General features: G+C 60.7%; 19 protein-coding genes and 2 pseudogenes. 15 read left to right on the plus strand and 6 right to left on the minus strand.

The features are described 5' to 3' along the window. The first annotated feature begins 36 nt into the window (after positions 1-36). The 15 genes and pseudogenes from CJ178_RS04575 to CJ178_RS04645 all read left to right on the plus strand — a co-directional run bounded on the left by CJ178_RS04575 (position 37) and on the right by CJ178_RS04645 (position 14,847). On the plus strand, positions 37-1,005 hold the full coding sequence (locus CJ178_RS04575; RefSeq protein WP_095886217.1) for a phosphate/phosphite/phosphonate ABC transporter substrate-binding protein: 969 nt from the start codon (positions 37-39) through the stop codon (positions 1,003-1,005). A 2-nt stretch (positions 1,006-1,007) separates the two neighbouring features. Continuing rightward, entirely contained in the window at positions 1,008-1,805 is a 798-nt protein-coding gene (gene phnC, locus CJ178_RS04580; RefSeq protein ID WP_095886218.1) for a phosphonate ABC transporter ATP-binding protein, read from the plus strand. After that, positions 1,802-3,397 carry a phosphonate ABC transporter, permease protein PhnE gene (phnE, locus tag CJ178_RS04585; RefSeq protein ID WP_095886219.1) on the plus strand — a complete coding sequence of 532 codons (1,596 nt, stop codon included), beginning with the start codon at positions 1,802-1,804 and terminating at the stop codon, positions 3,395-3,397. Before phnC ends, phnE begins: the two co-directional genes overlap by 4 nt. Then, positions 3,373-4,422 (plus strand): zinc-binding dehydrogenase, encoded by a 1,050-nt coding sequence (locus CJ178_RS04590; RefSeq protein ID WP_095886220.1) that lies wholly within the window; start codon positions 3,373-3,375, stop codon positions 4,420-4,422. The genes phnE and CJ178_RS04590 overlap by 25 nt, the downstream gene beginning before the upstream one ends. A 106-nt stretch (positions 4,423-4,528) precedes the next feature. After that, the gene (locus CJ178_RS04595) at positions 4,529-5,011 is read left to right on the plus strand and encodes a hypothetical protein (protein WP_092808122.1); all 483 of its coding nucleotides are present in this window, start codon (positions 4,529-4,531) and stop codon (positions 5,009-5,011) included. A gap of 94 nt (positions 5,012-5,105) precedes the next feature. Then, a complete protein-coding gene (locus CJ178_RS33695) occupies positions 5,106-5,432 on the plus strand; it encodes a TetR/AcrR family transcriptional regulator (RefSeq protein ID WP_373557468.1) in 327 nt (108 codons plus the stop codon). Then, complete coding sequence (locus tag CJ178_RS04605) at positions 5,429-6,511, plus strand: NAD(P)H-dependent amine dehydrogenase family protein (RefSeq protein WP_095886222.1); 1,083 nt, start codon at positions 5,429-5,431, stop codon at positions 6,509-6,511. The genes CJ178_RS33695 and CJ178_RS04605 overlap by 4 nt, the downstream gene beginning before the upstream one ends. Before the next feature lie 4 nt (positions 6,512-6,515). Continuing rightward, complete coding sequence (locus CJ178_RS04610; RefSeq protein ID WP_257013002.1) at positions 6,516-7,115, plus strand: nuclear transport factor 2 family protein; 600 nt, start codon at positions 6,516-6,518, stop codon at positions 7,113-7,115. Positions 7,116-7,151: 36 nt separating this feature from the next. Continuing rightward, the gene (locus CJ178_RS04615; protein ID WP_095886224.1) at positions 7,152-8,726 is read left to right on the plus strand and encodes an ABC transporter substrate-binding protein; all 1,575 of its coding nucleotides are present in this window, start codon (positions 7,152-7,154) and stop codon (positions 8,724-8,726) included. Positions 8,727-8,756: 30 nt separating this feature from the next. Beyond that, entirely contained in the window at positions 8,757-9,569 is an 813-nt protein-coding gene (locus CJ178_RS04620; RefSeq protein ID WP_095886225.1) for an SDR family oxidoreductase, read from the plus strand. Between the two features lie 201 nt (positions 9,570-9,770). Continuing rightward, positions 9,771-10,436, plus strand: a pseudogene (locus CJ178_RS04625) (NAD(P)-dependent oxidoreductase); the annotation flags it as partial. 239 nt (positions 10,437-10,675) lie between these two features. Beyond that, the gene (locus CJ178_RS04630) at positions 10,676-11,851 is read left to right on the plus strand and encodes a sulfotransferase family protein (protein WP_095886226.1); all 1,176 of its coding nucleotides are present in this window, start codon (positions 10,676-10,678) and stop codon (positions 11,849-11,851) included. Then, a complete protein-coding gene (locus tag CJ178_RS04635) occupies positions 11,844-12,905 on the plus strand; it encodes a hypothetical protein (protein WP_143547496.1) in 1,062 nt (353 codons plus the stop codon). The genes CJ178_RS04630 and CJ178_RS04635 overlap by 8 nt, the downstream gene beginning before the upstream one ends. A gap of 64 nt (positions 12,906-12,969) precedes the next feature. Next, positions 12,970-13,806 carry an aldo/keto reductase gene (locus CJ178_RS04640; protein WP_095886228.1) on the plus strand — a complete coding sequence of 279 codons (837 nt, stop codon included), beginning with the start codon at positions 12,970-12,972 and terminating at the stop codon, positions 13,804-13,806. A gap of 150 nt (positions 13,807-13,956) precedes the next feature. Further along, the gene (locus CJ178_RS04645) at positions 13,957-14,847 is read left to right on the plus strand and encodes an IclR family transcriptional regulator (protein WP_095886229.1); all 891 of its coding nucleotides are present in this window, start codon (positions 13,957-13,959) and stop codon (positions 14,845-14,847) included. A gap of 114 nt (positions 14,848-14,961) precedes the next feature. Here CJ178_RS04645 and CJ178_RS04650 read toward each other — a convergent pair. From CJ178_RS04650 to CJ178_RS04675, 6 genes and pseudogenes are all read right to left on the minus strand, one after another. After that, positions 14,962-16,554, minus strand: a pseudogene (locus CJ178_RS04650) (ABC transporter substrate-binding protein). 50 nt (positions 16,555-16,604) lie between these two features. After that, the gene (locus CJ178_RS04655) at positions 16,605-17,339 is read right to left on the minus strand and encodes a 3'(2'),5'-bisphosphate nucleotidase CysQ (protein ID WP_095886230.1); all 735 of its coding nucleotides are present in this window, start codon (positions 17,337-17,339) and stop codon (positions 16,605-16,607) included. Positions 17,340-17,345: 6 nt separating this feature from the next. Further along, the gene (gene cysN, locus CJ178_RS04660; protein ID WP_095886231.1) at positions 17,346-19,268 is read right to left on the minus strand and encodes a sulfate adenylyltransferase subunit CysN; all 1,923 of its coding nucleotides are present in this window, start codon (positions 19,266-19,268) and stop codon (positions 17,346-17,348) included. Then, positions 19,268-20,236 (minus strand): sulfate adenylyltransferase subunit CysD, encoded by a 969-nt coding sequence (gene cysD / locus CJ178_RS04665; RefSeq protein WP_257013346.1) that lies wholly within the window; start codon positions 20,234-20,236, stop codon positions 19,268-19,270. Before cysD ends, cysN begins: the two co-directional genes overlap by 1 nt. A 233-nt stretch (positions 20,237-20,469) precedes the next feature. Then, on the minus strand, positions 20,470-21,528 hold the full coding sequence (locus CJ178_RS04670; RefSeq protein WP_095886233.1) for a hypothetical protein: 1,059 nt from the start codon (positions 21,526-21,528) through the stop codon (positions 20,470-20,472). 9 nt (positions 21,529-21,537) lie between these two features. After that, positions 21,538-22,680, minus strand: a complete 1,143-nt coding sequence (locus CJ178_RS04675; protein ID WP_095886234.1) for a sulfotransferase family protein — start codon at positions 22,678-22,680, stop codon at positions 21,538-21,540. Positions 22,681-22,892: the final 212 nt, after the last annotated feature.

Below are 22,892 nucleotides of genomic sequence, written 5' to 3' on the forward strand. Positions count from 1 at the left end.
TCTTCCCTGCCTTCACTCGACCGAACGGACCACGACATGAGTATCCGCACTCTTCGCCGCGCCAGCATTGCTGCGGCCCTTCTTTCCACCGCCGCACTTGTCGCTGCCGGTTGTTCCAGCTCAGGTGCTGAAACCACAACTGAACAGGGATTCCCGAAAACCCTGACACTGGCCGCAATTCCGGCTGAAAACTCCACCGACCTCAAATCCAGCTACGACCCGGTGATCGAACGACTGGAACGCGAGACCGGGGCGAAAGTCGAATTCGTCCAGGCATCCGATTACGCGGGCGTGGTCGAAGGTCTCATCGCCGGCAACGTCGACCTCGCGTTCTTCGGACCCTTCGCCTATGTCGTCGCCGGTATCAACGGCGCACAGATGACGCCCCTCGGGGCCGTCGTGAAGAACGAAGGAACTCCTCCCGGATACCAGTCCTACGCAATCACTCGCTCGGACAACAAGTCCGTCAATAGTCTCACCGACTATGCAGGCAAAAAGGTCTGCTTCGTCGATCCTAGTTCGACATCCGGATTTCTTTACCCCACGGCCGGACTAATCGAAGAAGGTGTCATCGCCTCCGGTTCGGAAGCAGACATCTCCGCCGCAGTCACCCCCATCTACGCGGGCGGACATGACGCGTCGGCGCTCGCAGTCAAGAGCGGGGACTGCGACGCCGGTTTTGCATTCGACACGATGGTCGACAAGACCATGATCGACAACGGTGAGCTGAAGCCAGGTGAGCTCAAGACTGTCTGGAAGTCGGAGATGATCGCAGGATCGTTGTTCGCTGCCAACGACGAACTCGGTGCCGACGCGATCGCGAAGCTGAAGGCGGTCTTCAGTGAAGGTATGAACTCCGCGGCCTTCCAGGCTGACGGCATCTGCACCGACGAATGCCGCATCACCGACGAGCGCGCCTGGGGCGTCGTACCGGCACAGGACAGCGATTACGACGGCGTCCGCCACGTATGCGAGGTCACCGGTTCGCAGAAGTGCCAAGGCTGATCATGCCGACACCCCCGAACGACATAGTCATCAGCGCACGCGACGTCACGAAGACCTTCGGTTCCACCACCGCACTCCAGAACGTCAACCTCGACGTGCACCGCAGTGAAATGCTCGTGCTGCTCGGTCTTTCGGGCTCCGGCAAGTCCACGCTGCTGCGCTGCATCAACGGACTCCATCCGATCACCTCTGGCAGCGTTACCGCGCTGGGCACCCGCATCGACTCAGCTCCGGCGCGTGACGTGCGGGAACTGCGCAAGAACATCGGATTCATCTTCCAGCATTTCAATCTCGTCGGACGCCTCAGCTGTCTCGAGAATGTTCTCGTCGGAGGTCTCGGACGACTGCGCATCCCGCGCTACGGGACGCTGACGTATCCGAAGTCGATGCGCATCGAGGCTCTCAACTGCCTCGACCGGGTTGGACTCGCAGATCTGGCCGAGCGCCGCGCCGATACCCTCTCCGGCGGACAGCAACAGCGCGTGGCCATCGCGCGCACCCTGATGCAGCGGCCGAGCATCGTGCTCGCCGACGAACCGGTGGCCTCGCTCGACCCGGAGAACGCCGGTGTTGTCATGGATCTGCTGCAGCGGGTGTGCACCGAGGAACAGCTGACCGTCGTGTGCACGCTCCATCAGGTCGACCTCGCGCTGGGCTGGGCACACCGGCTCGTCGGCCTTCGCGATGGAGAAGTAGTTCTCGATCGTCCGGCGAGCGGGCTGTTACGCGAGGATGTCATGCCGATCTATCAACGCCTCGCACCCGAGCGTGACGCGCTGTCGGTTGTGGGATCGACGTGACCACCACGCTCGGTCAACCACCACCGAAAACTGATTCCCCGCAGACAGTTACGCGAAATAGACGTTGGCTACTACCCGCGTTGAGTGTGGCTGCAGTGGTTGCGACGCTTCTGTCGGCGCAGTACATCAACTTTGCACCCGCGACACTGATCGACGGCCTCGAAGATGTTCAGCGCCTACTCGGACGCATGCTCCCGCCCCGCGTGGACGACACCGGGCGTATCGTCTCGCTCGCCTTCGACACGCTGCTGATGGCCGTGCTTGGTACTGTCCTGGCCGCGATCGCTTCCATTCCCTTGGCTTTCCTCGCTGCGCGCAATACGACTCCGCATCCGTGGGTGTACAGCGTCGCGCGGGCCGTCATCACGTTCTGTCGGGCCATGCCCGACCTACTGTTCGCAGTGCTGTTCGTCCGAGCACTGGGGATCGGTGTCCTCCCCGGGATTCTTGCGCTGGCGCTGCATTCGATCGGCATGCTCGGCAAGTTGTTTGCCGATGCCATCGAGCAAACCGACAGCGGACCGCGGGAAGCGATCCGAGCCACCGGCGCCGGATACTTGCGTGAAATGATCAATGCTGTTGTACCCCAGGTTGTTCCCGCTTGGATCGGCGCGTTCGTCTACCGCATCGACATCAACCTGCGCATGTCGGTGGTTCTCGGATTTGTCGGTGCCGGCGGAATCGGGTTTGCGCTACAAGATGCGTTGCGGGGGCTGATCTACCCGCGCGCCCTGGGGATCGTGCTCGTCATTCTGGCCATCATCGCCGCGATGGAATTGGTTGCGATCACTGTACGGCGCACGCTTCTTGTCCCGTCGATCGGTGGACCCCGCCGTGATCGAGCGATGCGTATCGGTGCTTCGACGTTGCTGATCGCGTCCTGCATCGCCTCGTTTGTCGTACTCGAGATCGACCCCCGAGCGCTGTTGACGTGGGTTGGGCCTTCCGTGGAGGTCTTCGGGCGCATGGTGCCGCCCGATTTCTCCTCGCTCGGTGCCGAACTGCTCGACGCCACCGTCCAGACTGTTGCGATCGGCGTCGTATCCACGGCTATCGGCGTCGGACTTTCGATCCCGGTCGGAATCCTCGCTGCTGCCAATGCGACGCCGCATCCTGTACTTTATTGGCTCGCGAGGGCGTGGATCGTCGTGGTGCGTGCCGTACCCGAACTCATTCTCGCCGTCGTGTTCGTTGCGGCCGTCGGGCTTGGCCCGGTGGCGGGTACGTGCGCCCTGGCGATCGGCTCGGTGGGATTTCTGGGCAAACTTGTTGCCGACGCTGTCGAGGAGATCGACCCGGGGCCGCTCGACGCAGTCACCTCGGTGGGTGGCGGTTGGTGGAATCGAATCTTCAGTGCTGTTCTGCCACAATCTATTCCTTCGATCGTCGGATCCAGTCTGTATCTACTCGACGTCAACATCCGCACGTCGACCGTCTTGGGCATCGTCGGTGCCGGCGGCGTCGGATTTCTGCTGTTCGAGTCGATTCGCACTCTGAACTTCGAGATTGCCGGCGCGATCGTCATCGTCATTTTTGTCATCGTCTACATCGTGGAAAGGATTTCCGGATGGATCAGATCACTCCTCGTTTGACGCGGGCAGCCGTATGGACACGCGATGGCGTCGACATCCGGGAACTGGAGATTCCCGAACTGGGTCCGGGGGATGTCCTCGTCCGTGTCAGCCTCGCTACGGTCTGCGGCAGCGATCTCCATACCGTGTCCGGGCGGCGTGACGCGCCATGCCCGTCGATTCTCGGGCACGAAGCCGTCGGGCGAGTGGTCGCCATCGGAGGTCGGGCAAACCCTGAGGTGGTGGGGGAGTGCGTGCGCCCACTCGCTGTCGGTGACCGAGTCGTGTGGTCGGTGACGGTCCCGTGCCATCGCTGCCCACGCTGCGCCAAGGGTTTCACTGCCAAATGCGTGAACGTGCGCAAGGTTGGGCACGAATCAGCGCTAGGGCCATGGACATTGAGTGGGTCGTACGCCGCACATATCGTTCTGCCGAGCGGGACCGCGATCTCGCTGGTTCCCGATTCATTGCCCGACGCGGTGGCCGCACCGGCAGCGTGTGCAACCGCGACCGTGATGGCAGCGCTCGAAGCGGCGGGGGATCTCACTGACAAACGAGTGCTGATCTACGGGGCTGGGATGCTTGGTGTCACGGCTGCCGCTGCTGCAACCGAGGCCGGTGCCGTAGTGCAGATGGTCGATCCGAATCCGTTGCGGCAAAGTCAATCTCATCAGTTCGGTGCTTCCGACGGCGATGATCGGTTGCTCACTGACATTGCAATTGACTTCTCCGGTGCCCCGGCTGCAGTGAACGCCGCCCTGCAACGCCTCGACCTCGGAGGTCGTCTTGTACTCGCCGGATCAGTCAGCCCGGGCCCTGCCGTTGCAGTGGACCCGGAGGATGTTGTTCGTCGGTGGCTGACCATCACTGGTGTGCACAATTACGAACCGCGGCATCTCGGTCAGGCTGTCGCGTTCCTCGCAGCGACGAGTGAGAAATATCCGTGGGCAACTCTCGTTGACGAACCGGTGCCGCTCGACGCAATGGAGGACGTTCTTCAGCCCCCATTGTCGCCGGTCGTACTCAGATCGTCGGTCGCGCCCTAGTGGTGCTTGATGGTGCAGACAAGCGGGTGCTGCGCGATTTCGATGACGGTCGTGGCACCGGTACATTGGGCCGATAGATGGCTGGACTACAGGATGGAATGCCGACGTGAGTGAGATCGAGTCGTATTCCAGCGTCGGATCGGATCCGGGGACCGTTCTGATCGTGCTGAAGCGGGCGAAGCTCGCGCTGTTGTGGGGCGCCTCGTATCATCCGATTGTCACGATCAACGGCAGGGCCGAAGCACTGCCGTGGGGTGCACACAGAGTGGCATTTTCGGATGCGGAGCCACTGTCGATCGACGTGTATGTCAATGAACGCAGGCTGAGATCGCTGAAATCAACGATCGGACGCTGCGCTGCGATCATTCCTCCCGGAACGGCTCGGGCAGTCGAGTATTCGGCTCCGGCACAAGGATTCTGTCGGGGTGAGTTGGGGCCGCTCGGCACGACGCGTTCGCGCGGGTTGGTCGCTCAGTTCCTGATCGTCGGCGTACTTGCATTGATCTGCGGATTCATGGCCATCGGGCTTCTCGGAGTGGGTCTGGCAGCCATGACAGGGCAGCTCGGTGAACTACGTCCGCCGCAATAATCCTTCAGAGGCGTGGCCCTTTACTGTCGGGTCATCCGGATAGGTTGCGCTACTGATCTTTCCGTGATCGATCAGCTCGGGGCAGGGGCGCGCTCTGGTCGAACGGCGTGACGCGGGAGAATTCGAGTACTGGGCGATCGCACCATTCATCCTTCAGGAAGCTCCCGACCGCGCGGCGGCACGGGAGAAGATGACGGCTGGGTTCGTTCCGAGAATCGCTGCCGCCATCGGCGACGATTCGGGGGCAGAGGTGCGGTCCCGACTCGTTGTCACGCTCATGCTCGGCCTCGCCAGCGGATTGCGCACGTTCGAGATAGTGACCCCCGACGTGATCGACAGCGGAGTGTCATTCTCATTTTCAAGAGGGGTGATCTTGTGTCGTGCTACGTTGAGTGACCCGACACGCATAGGAGCCCGATGACGACCTCGCAGGCAGCGCCTACCTACCGCGTGATCCAATGGGCCACAGGAAAGGTCGGCCGCCAGTCGATTCGCCATTTCGTCGAGAACTCGGCGTTCGAGCTGGTCGGTGTATTGGTCACCAACCCCAACAAAGTCGGCAAGGATGCCGGTGAGCTCGCAGGTCTGCCCGACACCGGTGTGATCGCAACGGACGACGTCAATGCCATTGTCGCTCTGGACGCAGACTGTGTGCATTTTGCGCCACAGGGGACGCTCCCGGACCTCGAGATGGTCTGTCGGTTGCTGCGGTCCGGCAAGAACGTGGTCACCCCGCTGGGCCCATTCTTCCGGACTGAGCGCACCCGTGAGTACCTCGACACGATCGAGGCAGCCGGCCAAGAAGGTGGCACCTCATTTCACGGGTCCGGTCTGCATCCGGGCTACATGAGTGATCTGTTGCCGCTGACCTTGATTCGTCTGATGAGCCGGATCGACCGCATTCATGTGTACGAGACCGTCAACTTTCTCGCGTACCCATCCAATTACATCCCAGCCATGGGGTTCGGGCGCGCACCCGACGATGTTCTTGCCAACCCGAGTCGTTCGGCAGACACCCATCACATCTACGCACAGTCGATGGAAATGATCGCCCACACCCTCGGCGCGACGATCACCGACATCACAACAACACTGGAATTGGCCACCGCCACAGCGGACATCGCCTACCCCGGGGGTCTCGTCGAGGCTGGAACAGTAGCCGGGCAGCATTACGAATGGACCGCGTGGGCCGACGGTGCGCCACTGATCACCTTCCACGGTTTCTGGATCATGGGTGATGCCATCGAGCCTCGGTGGGATTGCGGGGACGACACCGGGTACCGCGTGGTCATCGAGGGCGATCCGGGACTGGAACTGAACATTTCCCGAGGTGGCATCAACAACGACCAAGATGACAGCGGCGCTCTGCCGTGGACCGGATACATCGGCGCCAACGCCATCCCCGATGTCTGCGATGCGCCACCGGGAGTGATCACGCATCTCGAACTCGGCGTGGTTCGTCCGCGCGGCTTGGTGCGGCCAGGTTCCCTTCTGCGTTAGAGCTTTGCGGAAATCGACCGCGAGCAAGTGCACAAGGAAAGGCACAGCCATTACTGCATCCGAAGACATCCTCGAGTTGATGAGCCTGAAGGCGCGCTACTTTCGCACCCTGGACACAAAGCAATGGGACGATTTTCGTTCGCTATTTGCCGACAACCTGCAGTTTTTCGTCGACGAGCAATCGCATGAGAGCGTCCGGCAATTGTTGCAGACATCAGCTGCCGACAGTCCGTCGTCGGTCATCAGCCCCGCGGGAAGCTACCGAACACCGACAATCGTCGGCGCTGACGAGTTCGTCGAGTACATATCACGCAGCCTGGCGTCGGCAATCACTGTGCACCAGGGGCACACTCCCGAAATTGTTGTGAGTTGCGACGGAACGGCGACGGGCATCTGGGCCATGTACGACTGGGTCGAAGATGTTCACCGCGGGCTGTCGCTCAAAGGCTGGGGACATTATCACGAAGAGTATGAGCTCGATATCGACGGCCGATGGCAGATCAAGCGTATGGAGTTGACGCGATTGCGGGTCGACATGACGTCGCCGGATCGTGGTCTCTCCACGCCCGTGGCGCCCTGGACGCGCTCGACTGCGGCCCGATAAGTTTCCCTTGCTCTGACTACACCAGAGAGGTCGATGATGATTCGACGCACCCGCTTCCTGACCGCGGCACTCGCCGCTGCCTGTTCGACGGCACTCGTGCTGACCGCTTGTAGCAGCTCCGGTGCCGACAGCCAGGGCGAGTTATCCACCGTTGGAGAGCCTGTGCCGGGCGGCGACGCACGTGTTATCCAGGTCAATGAGCCGCGGACTCTCGACCCGGCAGGGCTGACGAACAACTGGGCGAATCACGCATTCATGGGGAATGCGTTGTACGGAACCCTGATGAGCAACGATGTCGAGTCTTTCGACATCGAGTACAAGCTGGCCGAGGACTTCACCACCACCGACGGTGGAAGCACGTTCACTCTGAAACTCCGTCCGGGCTTACAGTTTTCGGACGGAACACCACTCGATGCCGCGGCCGTGAAGTTCAACTGGGATCGGTTGGCAGATCCTGCGTTGGGATCGAGTTCGCTCGCCATGGCGGCCCAGGTCAATGCGACGGAGGTCGCCGATTCCACGACCTTGACTGTGCGGATGGATGCGCCTAACCCGCACTTTGCGCAGACGTTGATGACAAACGCGATGAACTGGATTGCGTCCCCGACAGCACTTCAGAGGGGGCAGACTGCGTTCGATGCGGCCCCGATCGGTGCCGGTCCATTCATTCTGACAGCGTGGTCGCGTCAGGACAGAATGGAATTTGCGAAGAACCCCACCTACTGGGATTCTCCAAAACCATACTTGGACAACATTGTTCTCCGCACAGCGAACGACAGCAGCCAGCGAACCAACACGGTAATGACCGGTGGTGCCGACTTGACCTCGGAAATCAGTTGGCGAAACCTGGCGATGGCAAGAGCTGCCGGATTCCCCGTCACGACGGCGCCGACGGGCGGCGGTCAATACATGGCAATGAATTTCCGGCGAGCCCCGTTCAACGACGAGCGTGCGCGCCGAGCGGTCGCACTGGCAACGGATCTCGATGCCTTGGATCTCGCCGTCAACGACGGCAAAGGGCAGGTTCCGGAGACGCTGTTCCCGGAGACATCACCGTTCCACGCGGATATCCCGCTGAAGAAGACAGACAAGGAACAAGCACAGAAACTGTTCGACGAGCTGGCCGCGGAGGGTAAGCCGGTGTCCTTCACCTACACATCTTTTTCGACAGTGGAGAACAAGGCTGGGGCGGAAGGATTGCAGGCCCAACTAAGCGCCTTCGACAATGTCGATGTCAAGGTTGATGTCGTCGACTTTGCTGCAGGCCTGGCTATTTACGGCTCGCACGACTACGACATGATTGCCACAGGGGCGATGATTCAGGATCCGGACGCAGAGCTGTGGTCCAACTTTCACGGCAGTTCGCAGCGCAATCTCACAGGTATCAACGACCCGGAACTCAACGACGCACTCTACGCCGGTCGCATAGCCGAATCGGTGGACGAGCGTAAGGAGGCGTACGAGATCGTGCAGAAACGGATCGTCGCTCTGACACCCGGACTCTGGTACGTGCGAGCGGCAACGTCGGTGGTCACAGGAAAGAACGTGCACGGCATCGAACTGTATGGAATTGGATCACAGTTGCCTGAAGAGTTGTGGATCACGAAGTAACTGAATAGTCCTGATCAAAAGGAGGCTGTCGTGGGTTCGAATGTGTTGGTAGTAATCGGTGTTGGTGGGATGGGGCAAGCAATCGCTCGCCGGCAGGGAGCCGGAAAGACCGTGCTGCTCGCTGACTTCAACGAGGCTGTATTGAAATCTGTTGCAGCGCAATTGACCGGCGAGGGTCATAACGTGGTTACTCAGCAAGTCGACGTCTCGTCCGGCCCGTCGGTGGCTGCACTCGCAGGCGCCGCAGCCGATCTTGGAGCGGTCACCGATGTTGTCCACACTGCGGGTGTGTCGCCGGTTCATGCATCGACATCAGCCGTCTTGAACGTCGACCTACTGGGTGTTGCGTTGGTGCTGGAGGAATTCGGGCGTGTCATCGCCTCGGGTGGAGCGGGCGTAGTCATATCGAGTATGGCCGGATACTTTGCCGCGCCACTTGATGCGGAGCAGGAGCGGGCACTGGCGACGACATCATCGGGTGATCTGCTCGACCTTCCGTTTGTCGATGCCGATGCTGATCCCGGGCGCAGTTACAGCCTGGCCAAGCGCGGCAACCACTTCCGCGTGCAGGCAGCGAGTGCGTCCTGGGGTGCGCGGGGTGCACGCATCAATTCGATCAGCCCCGGTGTCATCTCGACCCCGATGGGGCAGGCGGAACTCGCCGGTGACAGTGGAGCAGGGATGCGTGCCATGGTTGCCGGGTCTGCCACACGACGCGTCGGTACGCCCGACGACATCGCTGACGCAGTCGCATTTCTGCTCGGCCCCACCGCGAGTTTCATTAGCGGCACGGACTTGCTCGTCGACGGCGGCGCCATCGCGGGGGTGCGATACAACCGCTGATTGCTTCGCGCTATCCGTTACCAGGCCCGCGAACCGCCAGGCGCTCTCGACGGGCGTTGAATCGTCGAACCCGCGATGAGTTCACCGGCCGCACCCAACGAAAGTGCGTCCACGAAGATTCTGCTGCGGCGGATCCGTGGGGGAGGAGCACGAGCGCTGCCTCTCGAGTGAGTAACTCACCCCGATGCCCTCGTATCTATTGCAATTGCTGTCTCCGGTATCGCCGAGATCGGTGAGGGCGCCGGCGTGGTTGTCATGTGCGTGTACACCGACGAGCAAGTTCGGGAGATCTGTCTCGACGGCACACTTCTGACCGGGATGCCGCGGGGATCCGTCTTGGTCGTACACACCACGGGTAGTCCACACACGGTCGAGGCCATCGCCGCCAGGGTCGAGTTCCTTGGCATCGATGTGCTCGATGCTGCGGTCTGTGGCGGACCACACGATATTGCGGACGGCCGATTAACCCTGTTTGTGGGAGGGGCCGATGACGCAGTAGCGCGAGTCAGTCCAGTTTTGCGGAGCTATGGCGATCCGGTGCTCCATGTTGGCCCGGTGGGCGCAGGGCAGCGTGTGAAGCTGGTCAACAATGCATTGTTCGCGGCGCAGATCGGGTTGCTCGCCGAAGCGGCCGACCTCGGACGGCAGCTCGGTATCAACGAAGCGACACTGCTGAAAGCGTTGCCCTATGGATCCGCTGCCTGTCATGTCATGGGGAATATTGCTGCGAGAGGGTCGGTCTCGGCATTCACCAGCGCTGTCAGCCATTTTCTCGACAAGGACGTGGCCGTCGTGAGAAGTACAGTCGCCGATGTCGGAGGTGACCTAGGAGTCCTGCAGGTCGTCATCGATGCTCAGCAAACAGCCGATTCTTCTCGAGTGCTATGTCTGGTCAATCCGGCCTCGAACTGCGTATCTGAATTTTGCTATTGCAATTCTAGTATTACGTCAATATGGTTGCATTCATCACTCGTGACAGGCTTACGTATGCGGAGCGTCACTCGCCCGCGCGCTGCGCAATCATTTTCCGCCTTCGCTTCTACCTGTCAATAACGTTTGTGTAGTTCACAATTCGAGTTCTCAATTGGCCAACGAGGGGAATGTAGATGCTGAATGCCGGTGCCATCACAACCGAAGCGGAAACGCGCGTTGGGATTTCGGACCCCGAGGCCGATTTGCTGAGCCCCAATCTCGATCACCTGGTGGCGGCAATCAACGCGACCGCCGACCTGACGTTCGGGTCCGAGGCCTCTGTCGGTAGCTCGCTGGTGGCCAGGACGGCCGACCGGCTGGAGGGTCTCAAATGGCTGGGCAAGCATCCCGAGATCGCCGATGAAGTCATCGCGGATCCGGTGTTCCTGTGCGGCCTGCCCCGTTCGGGTACAACGTTCTTCCAGTATCTGTTCGACCGGGACGAGAGGTTCCGCCTCATCCGTACATGGGAGGTCAGCGAGCCCTCACCGCCCCCCGGTGCTGATCCGGGGTCCGTACGTCGCCGCAAGGCGGCCGAAGCCGAACGACGCAAGACACACCGAATTGCGGGGTTCGATGCAATGCACCTCTCGGATGCCGACGGGCCCGAGGAATGTCACGCCTTCCTCGAACAGAGCTACTCGTCGGCCGGTTTTCACAATCTCATGAACGTGCCGGAGTACTTCGATTACCTGATGTCAACGGATCTCACCCCGGCATACCGCGTGCACAAGAGGCAATTGCAGCTCCTGCAATGGCGCACCCCGCGGCCCCGCTGGGCCCTTAAACATCCGAACCATGTCATCGCGACGGATGCAATCCTCGAGGTCTATCCGGACGCGCGCTTCGTGATCACCCATCGGGATCCGGTACAAATTCTGGCTTCCATCTCGAAGATGACCCTCAAACTCCGTGAGTCCCGTTCGAACTCTCCGGTCGACCCACATCTTGTCGGCCGACAAATGCTCGACTTCATCCAGCGTCACGTCGACCGGATCATGACGTTCAGCGATTCTCCTGATGGCACGCGGGCGACGCATGTCGACTACTACCGTTTGGTCGACGACCCAATCACAGTGATGGCGGAGGTGCATAGCGCACTCGATCTCGATTCTCCACCGGCGGTACGCGAGGCAGTGGCCGACTGGTACTCGAGAAATCCGAAGGGCTCACGTGGCTCCAATCCCTATGCCCTGGAGGATTTCGGTCTAGACGGTGACATGGTGGCGGAGCAGTTCGGCAGGTATATGTGTCGATTCGGTATTCCACGTGAGCAGGTCGGACTGGGAACGGATCGCTCGAATGTCTGACGGCCAGGCAGGGTGGATGGCACTCGATGCTGCCGTAGCGATGGCTCGATCCGAGTTGTCTGCCGCCGCACCCGATTCGGTCACCGGTGTCGAGAGTGAAGGCTGCCTGGCCCGCGTTGTGACCAGTAGTCTCACTGACAACTTTCTCCGCCACCAACTGACCGCCGGGGGTCTGACGCGGTCGGTGCCCACCATGGGCGGGCCCAATCCCGATTATCTACTGTGCAGTGCCCCTATTGATCCGGCGCGGCGCTACCGATTGGAAGGCCGCTTGCACGACTCGGAGCGGGTGGCGGTTGGCCTCTATTCGATCGGCGTGGGCGGAGCGCTCCTGGCGGCGGGCCAGGCGAGCTTCGAACCCGCACAACTGGGTCCGGACGGGTGCTTCGCGCTCGATCTGGTGGCGGGCGCTAAGGGCAACGGACGCCTGCCGATCCAACCCGATTGCCGAGTCCTGCTGGTGCGCACTCTGCATCGCAGTCCTGAGGGTCGGCCGGTCAGCCTGACCCTCACGGGTGGCGCAGGGCACTCCGATCACGGACTCCAGGCGGGGGGTTCCGCCGGCGCTCTGGAACAGGCCGCACAACGAACGCTTCGCACCGTCCGCCAGTACATCGAATGGGCGCGACTGATCAGTACGACGCCCAATCGCTTCGCACCTCCCCACCCGAGCATTGCCGAGGCTGCTCGCGGCGATGCCGATACCGAGTATTTCTTCGGATACTACGAACTCGGCGAAGGCGAATGGCTGGAGGCTCTCGCGCCCTCCGGCCTGACCGGCTATTGGTCGTTGCACGCGTACAGCCACTGGCTCGAAGCGCTGCCCGGCGCCGGAGTCCACGACCTCAGTGCCGCACCGGACCCCGATGGGCGTATTCGCATTCGCATCGGGCCCGCAGTGCCGCCCGACCTGCCCAACCGGATAGACACACTCGGCCGTCGACGTGGGGTGTTGATCTTCCGTGCCATCGGTCCGCCCGGACTTGGCGTTCCCGGCACCGTATTGCGCTCGTCTGTGTCCGCCAACTCAGGGCGCCGCGACGAGACATCCTGAAGAGTATCTGATTGATATCCGACCCTATCCACACACCTATGTCGCCGAATGCGGAAAGCTCCCCATGACTTTGACCCCTAGCACTATCACCCTGAACTCCGGGGCCGTTCTCCCTCGAATCGGACTGGGCACCTGGCCACTGACCGGTGCCGACGCCGAGCGTGCCGTCGCGTCGGGGATCGAGGTTGGCTACCGCCACCTCGACACCGCCGCCGCGTACAGCAACGAGAAGGCAGTCGGCGCGGCCGTCAATCGCAGCGGTGTTGCGCGGTCGGAAATGTTCGTCACGTCGAAAATCCAGGGTAAAGACGAGGATTCGAGGGACGTTCGGGGCGGGCTCGAGCGGTCACTTACGGAGCTCGACCTCGAGTATCTTGATTTGTACCTCATTCACTGGCCGCGGCCTCGCCTGGGCCGTTACGTCGAAACCTATACGGCCATGCTCGATCTCGTTGACGAGGGGTTGATCCGGTCGGTAGGCGTATCCAACTTCAAACCCGCGCACCTCGAACGTCTCATCTCGGAGACTGGGCAGGTACCGGCGGTCAATCAGATTCAACTCAACACCACGCTGGCGCGGCTGCAGACGCGTGAGTGTCACGCGCGCCACGGAATCGTGACTGGGGCCTGGAGCCCGCTCGGTAGTGACGGCACCCTTCTGCGCGAACCCATCGTTGTCGCTCTGGCCGAAAAGTACGGCAGGACACCAGCTCAGATCGCGCTGCGCTGGCATGTGCAGCAAGACATCGTCGCGGTGCCGAGATCAGTGGATCCGAAACGGCAAGCGCAGAACCTGGATGTATTCGGTTTCGCGCTCGAGCCCGCGGAGATCGATGAACTGACCGGTCTGGACCGAGGTGAGGCGGCGGCTCACGACGCGGACCTCGAAGAGCGGACATGAAGGTCGAGTGTGGGTTCGCCAGGCCGCTATATTGACGCAAACTGCGGGAGTGCTTCGGCAAGCGCGCTGGGTCTAATGCCGACCTTGTTATAACAAAATCATTTTCACTGAAAAATGGTTTTCGAGGTAGACGTCCGATATGTTTACCGCATGGCCCGAGCTGCACCCGCGTCCGTCCGTGCTGTGAATATCGTTTCGTTCCTCACTGCCCACCCGTCGCGGGGTTTCACGATCAGCGAGCTCGCGCAGCATCTCGGAATGAATATCGCCTCGGCCCACGCCACGCTGGCCGTGCTGTGTGATTCCGGGTTCCTCATCCGCGACCCCGTTCATCGCACCTACGTGCTGGGGCCTGCGCTGGCGGCAACTGGGTTCGCTGCGCTCGAACAACACCCGGCGATCGAAGCGGCAATTGAACAGGCCGAGGTCTTGTCGCTCGAGCTCGATGTCGAGGTCGGGCTCTCCGGTATCGCTGGCACAGACGTCATCTTCCTCGCCCGTCGCGGCCCGGAGCCACTCACCTCGAGCATCGCCTACGTCGGCGACCGCTCACCGCTGCTCGCACCGATCGGCGCCGTGTTCGTGGCCTGGGACGACGACGTCTCTGCGTGGCTCGAACGCGGCGACGTCACTCCCGACCGTTCCGAGCGCTACCGCAGCTTCCTCCTGGAGGTGCGCACACGGGGCTTCAGCGTCATGCCCGCGATACCCTCTCCGGACGTGACTGGTGCATTTCAACGGCTGCGGAGTGAGCCGACGGACAACGATGCGGAGCAGAACCTCGCCGAGATGCTCCAGAAGGTCGACGAGGTTCTCATCTCGTTCGATGAGCTGTCGGACTCGGATGAGATTGCATTCAAAGCCCTTGCCGCACCGATCTTCGATCCGATCGGCCGAGTTCTGCTCTCTCTCAGTATCACCGGCTCCGAGCAGCCGGTGCGTGTCGACCGCATTCGGCATCTCGGTCGTCGGTTGGCCAAGTCCGCGTCGATTGCGACTCGCCGAACCCGAGGTAGGGTTCCAGGCCGTCAAGGCTCGTGATGTCGTCGATGAACACGACGCGTACAGACCGTTTATCGCGGTGTAGTGCCAATCGGAGTGCATGTGTGCTGCGTTGGGAACAAGAACGTCAGTCATGCGGTGGCCGATGGTTGGCTATTTCTGCAACCAAAGCTCCTCGGGCAGTGGTGAACCCAAGGCGTACATCTCGATACCACGCAGGTTCTTGCCCGCCATGACCGAAGGTGCGGGTCGGATGGTCCACAGGACCGGAGTCAGAGCGACGAGTCGATCCTGCACGGTTTCGTACGCTGTCTTGCGTCCTTCTACTGTCGTACTGGTGCGACCGGCGTCAAGTGCGGCATTGAGTTCCGGGTCGTTGATGCCGGTGAAGTTACCGGGGGACAGGCCGTGGAATGCGGTCCACAATGCGTAGTCAGGGTCAGCGATGACGGCGGTCGAGATCATCGTGTCGAAGTCGCGAGAACCTGCTCGTGCTGTGACGGCGGCATAGTCCGCGACCTCGACCTGGACCTGAACGTTCTTGAATGCGCTCAGCTGCGCCTGCAGGCTCTCGCCGAGCGACTTGCTCTCCGTGGTCGGGTAGGACAGAAAGGTGAAAGTGACCGGCTTACCTTCCGCGGCCAACTCGTCGAACAGTTTCTGTGCCTTCTCCTTGTTTTGAGTGTGCAACGAGATGTCCGTGTAAAACGGTGAGGACTCAGGGAACAGTGTCTGTGCGATTTGGCCTTTGCCGCTATAGACGGACGAGTTGAGAGCGTCGGTGTCGGCAGCCAGAACGACTGCCTGACGGGCCCGTTCGTCGTTGATAGGCGCCCGGCGAATATTCATTGCTATGAACTGTCCACCCCCAGTCGGCACGACCTCGGTCGAGAACCCCGCCTCCTCGGCCTTGGACAAGGTCATCCAACTAGCTTCCGAAGACAGGTCCGCACCGTCGGTCGTGATCGTGTTGACCCGTTGAGTACTATCGGCCGGCATTCGAATCGTGATGCCGTCGAGATAAGGCTTCGGCACATCCCAGTACCGCGGGTTCTTCTCGAGTTCGATCGTGTCCTGGCGGGTCCACTTGGCCAGGGTGAACGGGCCCGCACCGATCGGTGCCTTGTCGAACTCGCCTTGTCCCTTCTGTCAGGCGGTCGGGGAGGCGATCCAGTTCATGCCGGTGTTGATCAGCCCCTGGGCGAAGTTCGGATTGGCGGACACAAGCGCGACCTTCAGTGTGGTTGCATCGACGACCTCGGTCGAGGTGACCTGTGCGGCCTGGCGGATCGAGGTCGATCCCAGGGCAGGGTCGCGTAGGCGGTCCCAATTGAACTTGACCGCTGCGGCGTCGAGCGGGTTGCCGTCAGTGAACGTCAAGCCTGGTTGCAGCGTCAAGACAAAATTGGTTCCGTCGTCGGTGGTGGAGAAGTCCGTGGCCATCGTGTATTCGATCTCGAGGGTGACGGTGTCGTTGATCATCAGTGTCCCGTACAGGGCATTGCCGATCACGGGCTGGTGTGCCCAACTGTTGGTCAGTGCCGCCGGATCGAGCGACCGAGGCTCAGCCGGTTGCAAGATGCGAGCGATGCCACCGAGCACCGGCTCGCCAGCAGTGGTTGCGTTCCGGTCACCGGTATCGGAGGCTGAGCCACTACATCCACTCAGGATGAGCGTGGCGGAAATGGTCGCAGCGACTGTTGCGGTCAGGAAGGATCTGGATCGAGCCATCATTGCCTCTGACATCTGTTGGTGAACCTCGGGAGCCCTCGAATGGCAAGCTGGTATGCGCCAGATTATGGTCGGACGTCTGAAATCGTTTGACTACGTAGCACTTCGAGTACCATCTCGGCCACTTCTGCACGGCAGATAAGCAAGTCCGGCAGGTAAGGATCGGGCATGTTGTACCGCAACGGTGCGCCGTCGAGTCGAGAGACGTGCAAGCCCGATGCTGCGGCGACGGCGGCCGGTGCGCAGGAGTCCCACTCGTACTGACCGCCGGAGTGCGCGTAGATGTCCACCTCGCCCCGCAGCACCGCCATCGCCTTGGCTCCGGCCGAACCCATCGGAACCAGGGTCGAGCCCAAGTGCTCGGCGAGGTGATCGACACATGCCGGCGGGCGGGTCCGGGAGACCGCAAGGCGCAGTGGCCGCGTCCGTGCGGGCGGAACACCGCGCGGATCTCCTGTGTGCAACACAAGATCAGCCCCGGGCAGTGCCACGGCTCCGACCGATGCCCTCCCGTTGACGGCGAGCGCGACATGCACCGCCCAGTCGCTTCGTGGGGGCTCGCCGTATTCCCGTGTTCCGTCGAGGGGGTCGATGATCCAGACGCGATCACGTTCGAGTCGAATCGGATTGTCCGCGCTTTCTTCTGACAGCACTGCGTCATCAGGACGCAGTTCCGCCAACCTGCGAAGCAGGAGTTCGTTGGCTCGTTTGTCTCCCACCGCGCCACCTTCGGCGCGGATCTCGAGCAACAATTCGCCGGCTTCTGCAGCCAGCGTTGCGGCGAGTGTGTGATCGTCCATGAAAGTTCACACATCCATTTCCGGTGCAAGGATGCCCGCCGCGCGCAGATGGGCAACTACGAGCTCAGCCGATGCCTCGGCTGAGATATCGCCACTTGCGTCAAGTCGAATATCCGGTGCCTCAGGCGGTTCGTACGGTGAGTCGATCCCGGTGAAGTGCAACAGTTCGCCCCGCCTTGCCTTCGCGTACAGTCCCTTTCGGTCTCGGGCCTCCACCACCTCGAGAGACGCGTCAACGTGGACCTCGACGAAATCGCCATCGCCGATCAGATCACGTGCCAACTGACGTTCCGCGTGGAAGGGAGAGATAAACGACGCCAGGACGATGGTTCCAGCATCGACCATCAACCGGGAGACTTCCGCGATGCGGCGGATGTTCTCCACACGGTCGGCATCGGTGAAACCGAGATCTTTGTTCAGTCCGTGCCTGACGTTGTCACCGTCGAGGAGATACGTGTGAAAGCCGAGGTCGAATAGTCGCTGTTCCACAAGGTTGGCGATGGTCGACTTTCCTGCACCGGACAAGCCGGTGAACCAGACAAGCGCCGCGCGTTGGCCTTTCAGTCGAGCACGGGCCTGCTGATTCACCTCGACGGCCTGCCAGTGGACGTTGTCGGCTCGCCTCAGCGCGAAGTGGAGCATCCCTGCTGCCACTGTCGCGTTGGTGAAACGATCGATCAGGATGAAGCCACCCATTTCCCGGTTCTCGGTGTACGGGTCGAATGGAATCTGTCGGTCGAGGTTGAGATTGCACACTCCGATCTCGTTCAGTTCGAGAGTGCGTGTAGCTGTCTGCTCGAGAGTGTTGACATTGACCTTGTACTTGGGCTGAGCTGCACTCGCGCCGACGGTACGGGTCCCGATCTTCATCAGGTATTGCCGGCCGGGAAGCATCGGCTCCTCGCTCATCCAGACGAGGTGACACTCGAACTGATCCGACACGGCTGGTGGAGACGAGGCTGCAGCTATTACGTCGCCCCTGCTCACGTCGACTTCGTCGGCGAGAACAATAGTGACGGATTGGCCTGCGACCGCTTGATCGAGGTCGCCGTCGGCTGTGTGAATCCGGGCGACGGTGCTTTCTGCGCCCGAGGGAAGGATGCGAATACGATCGCCCGAATTCACTGTGCCGCCCACTATCTGACCGGCGAAACCGCGAAAGTCGAGATTAGGCCGGTTGACCCACTGCACGGGTAGGCGGAAAGGGCGCGTCTGAATGTCATCGGCGATCTCGACTGTTTCGAGATGTTCCATCAGGGACGGTCCCGAGTACCAGGGGGTGTTCGGGCTGCATTCCGTGATGTTGTCACCACGCAGGGCGGACATCGGAATGCAGACGATGTCGTCGAGACCGACCTCCGTCGCAAAGGCCCGGTACTGCGTTTCGATATCGTCGAATACTTCTTGGGAGAAGTCGACGAGATCGAGCTTGTTGACCGCGAGAACGACATTTCGTATGCCGAGTAGCGACACGAGGTAGCCGTGCCGTCGGGTCTGGGTCAGGATTCCTTTCCGCGCGTCGACGAGGATCACGGCAACGCCTGCCATCGATGCACCGGTCACCATGTTCCGGGTGTACTGCTCGTGACCCGGAGTGTCGGCCACGATAAATTTGCGGCGCTCGGTCGAGAAATAACGGTAGGCGACGTCGATCGTGATGCCTTGTTCCCGTTCGGCGGTCAGCCCGTCGAGCAGCAGCGCGAAGTCGAGTTCGTCTCCCTGGGTGCCCACCTTCCTCGAGTCGTTCTCGAGGGCTGCAAGTTGGTCTGCGAAAACAAGTTTCGAGTCGTACAGGAGCCGCCCGATGAGTGTGCTCTTGCCATCGTCGACGCTGCCGCACGTGATGAACCGCAGCATCGTTTTGGACTCGTGCAGTTGGAGATACGTGTCGATGCCGTTTGCGACAAGGTCGTTGACTGAGTGCGCCATCAGAAGTAGCCTTCCTGCTTCTTACGCTCCATGGATCCGCTCGCATCGTGGTCGATCACACGACCTTGCCGTTCCGAGCTCGTTGTAAGGAGCATTTCCTGAATGATTTCGGTGAGCGTCGACGCGTTGCTCTCGACAGCACCGGTGAGTGGGTAACAGCCGAGCGTTCGGAACCGGACGTTCTTGGTCACCGGTACCTCTCCCGGCGACAGGGGCATTCGATCGTCGTCGACCATGATGAGTGTTCCGTCGCGCTCGACGACTGGATGTGGAGATGAAAAGTACAGCGGGACAATAGGAATGTCTTCCCGGTGGATGTACTGCCAGATGTCCAGTTCGGTCCAGTTCGATAAGGGGAAGACCCGGACACTCTCACCCGGCGCCTTGCGCGCGTTGAAGAGACTCCACAGTTCGGGGCGCTGTTGTTTCGGATCCCACCGATGTTGGGCAGTGCGAATCGAGAACACTCGCTCCTTGGCGCGAGACTTTTCTTCGTCTCGGCGGGCACCTCCGAAGGCCAGGTCGAAGCCGTGGAGGTCGATCGCCTGCTTGAGCCCCTCCGTTTTCCACATGTCGGTGTGAGTGGCGGAGCCGTGATCGAACGGATTGATGCCCTTCTCGACACACTCGGGGTTCTTGTAAACGATCAGATCAACGCCGAGCTTTTCTGTGATCGTGTCGCGAAACTTGTACATGGCCCGGAACTTCCAGGTTGTATCGACATGAAGCAAGGGAAACGGCAGTTTCGAGGGATGAAATGCTTTCATCGCCAGATGAAGCATCACCGCGCTGTCCTTGCCGACCGAGTACAACATCACCGGATTTTCGCTCTCGGACACCGACTCTCGGAATATCTGAATGCTTTCCGCCTCTAGGCGCTCGAGATGTGTCAGTTGTTTCATATGGGCTTGCCTTCTCGTGGAGTATTCCCAGACAGATGGGTGAGATCGTGTATACGTAACGGACAGAGTGTCTTTCGTGGCGCAGTCGTCTGGTCACTGGCGAGTGCCTAGTGACCTCGCCGCTGTCACCGCCGGGTTGCTTGCGTGAGAGGGTGCAGTTTGGCCTTCGCTTGACCGTCGATATATTCAGCGGTGTCGCACTATTCGAAGCGGGTACGGCCGGCAGCGGTCACACTGACAGTGGCTCAGCCGAGTGAAATTCGAGATCTCGGCGACCAGAGCTCGACAGCGGCGCGGAGTCAGTCCACGGAGATTTTGTTCAGAGGGTTGGAGCGTTCGAGCATTCCGTAGGCTTGCTCGCCGTCCCACCTGTAGCGCACCCCGGCCTGGTGTACCGACGGGAAATTGGTTTGGAGTCCTTGCGCCGAATACGTCTTGTCGTTGTGATGAACGTCGTGTGCGCCGAACATCGTTTCGCCCTCGATGCTGAATGTCTCGTCAGCAGTCTCGAGGACAAGCGAGACGTCCTCGCCTGCCGGCCTCAACCGAGTCAGCCACGGAGCCTGCACGACTCGCGCCGGGATCAGTTTGCCTTCACCATTGAAGATGTAGCCTTCGTTGAAAGTGGGTTGTCCGTCGTCGCGTGGCGGATACGCGATGTAGCCGAACGCGCGACCGCTGGGAAATACTGCCGACTGCCAGCAGTGCCCCCAAAATCCCTCGAGCTTGCGGATGCCTTGGCGGCGGATCCGCAGACCGGTTCCGGTGAAACGGTGCTCCTCGCCGTCATCTACTGCCACGCGACCGGTAGCGCGGAACAACTGTTCGTAGCGGGGGCCGCCCATGAGGCCGCCTTCTACCGACGATGTCAGCTGAGCACTTGCCTCGCTGAGCAGCGCTCCCTGCACCCACGGTGGAACGGCCATTTTCGCTTCGACGTGGAAGCTGACATTGACCAGTGGGCCATCCGTGTTGCCGTCTACCAGGTCCGAAGAGGAGGTCTGGACTGCTTTCCCGTCGTATGTCATCGTCCAGGTATCGAACGGCTCGAGGCAGCGGAACTCTAATCCACCGGCGCCCAACACCGTAGGCTGTCCATCGACACCGGCGGCCGGCACAGATGGGGCAGTTTCGCGCAACCGGAATACTCGTCCATCCGGAAAAGCAATATTGACCTGGATGTCGTGCGCATCCCAGTTCTTGGAGATGGCCTCGATCCCGATGCGTGGCAGCCCAACTTCGCCGCGATCGTCGAGCACCCAGAAACTCACCGAGTCCCGCATCTCCGGATCCTCGGGGCGTTCGGAAAAGACGTACTCACGTGAGCGATCGATACCGCCGGTCAGATCTACAGACATCAATCTTCCTTACTGTTCAGTGGTTTGACGATTGGTCCAACGGTGGGCGCTGTCCATGTACTGCGTGAACAGTGGCCGTACCTGGTCGAAATCGATCCCGTATTCCGCCGGTTCTGCGCGCATGCTGGGCTCACGCTCAGCGGCGGCCCGTGTCCACCACTGACGCATCTGATCTTCGAACTGCGCGCTGACCGGCTCTCTCAGCCATCCGTACAGGCCTTCGACCTGACCAATGGGATCGGCTTGCATGGCGCGAAAGTCGATGTCGTAGAACCGTTCATCAGCACCGTCGGCGCGGAATTTCAATGTTCGTTCCATACCCAGTGACAAATGTTCGACGTTGAGTTGGCCTATGTAGTGCTTGTCGACATCGTCGGTGAACGCCGCGATGATGTCGGCGAACAGGTCAGCCACGGAGAGAATGACATCGGTCGGATCACGATGTGTCATGACGTATCGTGCATCGGGAAAAGCTCGATCGAGGTGCTCGAGTGACATCACGTGCGACGGACATTTGAGCCGCCAATGTCGGGTCGGCTCGCCCCATTGAAGAAGCTTCATTACTCGACGTTGATACTCGTATGTCGGAGTGAGGTCTGCCTTTTCGATCAACCACGTTGAATAGGAAGGTATCTGAGCGAATGAATGGAACATATGCGACTTGAAGTCCAGCGCCATCAGATCATGACACTCCATCGGCCCGTGAGTGTCGACGGGGACATGATGCCTCGAACCGACCATCTCGCCCAGGTCCGGCGGGATGCGCGGGTCGACCCCATGCACCGTTGACGGAGGTGGACACGGTTGTGACGATTCCCACCGCTTGATGTAACGCACCGAGGGATCTTGAGCCAACAGCAGCGACAGTGCTGTTGATCCGGTGCGAGGCAGGCCGATACCAATCAGTGGAGCTTTGATGGAACCATCGTCAATCTCTGGGTGGCGCCGATACCAGTCCTCGACCTGAAGTCGCTGCGTCAGGTGCAAGATGATGCGGTCGCGCAAGAACGATTCACCCACGGCATTCAACTTCGCTTCATCGCGGAGAGCGGTGAGGAGGATGTCGAGGCCTTCCCGGAACGAGTCGTCACCGAAATCGTTGAGACCGGTTTGTGTAACGGCGGTGTCCAGCATGTCGTTGATGAGAGACATGAATGACCTCTCCATTGAGTTGTCAGTTGAATGGGGTTGTGACGGTCCGACGACAGTTGTCGCTTGATGCGGGACCTGCGTCCGGAGTCGAGTCAACCGCTCGAGACATTTGAATCAACACCGCGAAGACCGCTGGCAGCGATATGATTTCATTCGAAAGTGTTGGTGTGCAATCAATTTGAGATAGGGTTTGCATGCCGGCTTTGGGGCCG

Origin of the sequence: Rhodococcus sp. ACPA4 (assembly GCF_002300185.1) — a bacterium.
Lineage (GTDB): Bacteria > Actinomycetota > Actinomycetes > Mycobacteriales > Mycobacteriaceae > Rhodococcus_F > Rhodococcus_F globerula.

Excerpts from the sequence above, each read along its gene's own strand:
- CJ178_RS04670 (WP_095886233.1), bottom strand. The coding sequence starts at position 21,528 with ATGTCTGTAGATCTGACCGGCGGTATCGATCGCTCACGTGAGTACGTC.
- CJ178_RS04605 (WP_095886222.1), top strand. The coding sequence starts at position 5,429 with ATGACGACCTCGCAGGCAGCGCCTACCTACCGCGTGATCCAATGGGCC.
- CJ178_RS04645 (WP_095886229.1), top strand. The coding sequence starts at position 13,957 with ATGGCCCGAGCTGCACCCGCGTCCGTCCGTGCTGTGAATATCGTTTCG.
- CJ178_RS04615 (WP_095886224.1), top strand. The coding sequence starts at position 7,152 with ATGATTCGACGCACCCGCTTCCTGACCGCGGCACTCGCCGCTGCCTGT.
- CJ178_RS04655 (WP_095886230.1), bottom strand. The coding sequence starts at position 17,339 with ATGGACGATCACACACTCGCCGCAACGCTGGCTGCAGAAGCCGGCGAA.
- CJ178_RS04630 (WP_095886226.1), top strand. The coding sequence starts at position 10,676 with ATGCTGAATGCCGGTGCCATCACAACCGAAGCGGAAACGCGCGTTGGG.
- CJ178_RS04590 (WP_095886220.1), top strand. The coding sequence starts at position 3,373 with ATGGATCAGATCACTCCTCGTTTGACGCGGGCAGCCGTATGGACACGC.
- phnC (WP_095886218.1), top strand. The coding sequence starts at position 1,008 with ATGCCGACACCCCCGAACGACATAGTCATCAGCGCACGCGACGTCACG.
- CJ178_RS04575 (WP_095886217.1), top strand. The coding sequence starts at position 37 with ATGAGTATCCGCACTCTTCGCCGCGCCAGCATTGCTGCGGCCCTTCTT.
- cysN (WP_095886231.1), bottom strand. The coding sequence starts at position 19,268 with ATGGCGCACTCAGTCAACGACCTTGTCGCAAACGGCATCGACACGTAT.
- CJ178_RS04640 (WP_095886228.1), top strand. The coding sequence starts at position 12,970 with ATGACTTTGACCCCTAGCACTATCACCCTGAACTCCGGGGCCGTTCTC.
- CJ178_RS04675 (WP_095886234.1), bottom strand. The coding sequence starts at position 22,680 with ATGTCTCTCATCAACGACATGCTGGACACCGCCGTTACACAAACCGGT.
- CJ178_RS04635 (WP_143547496.1), top strand. The coding sequence starts at position 11,844 with ATGTCTGACGGCCAGGCAGGGTGGATGGCACTCGATGCTGCCGTAGCG.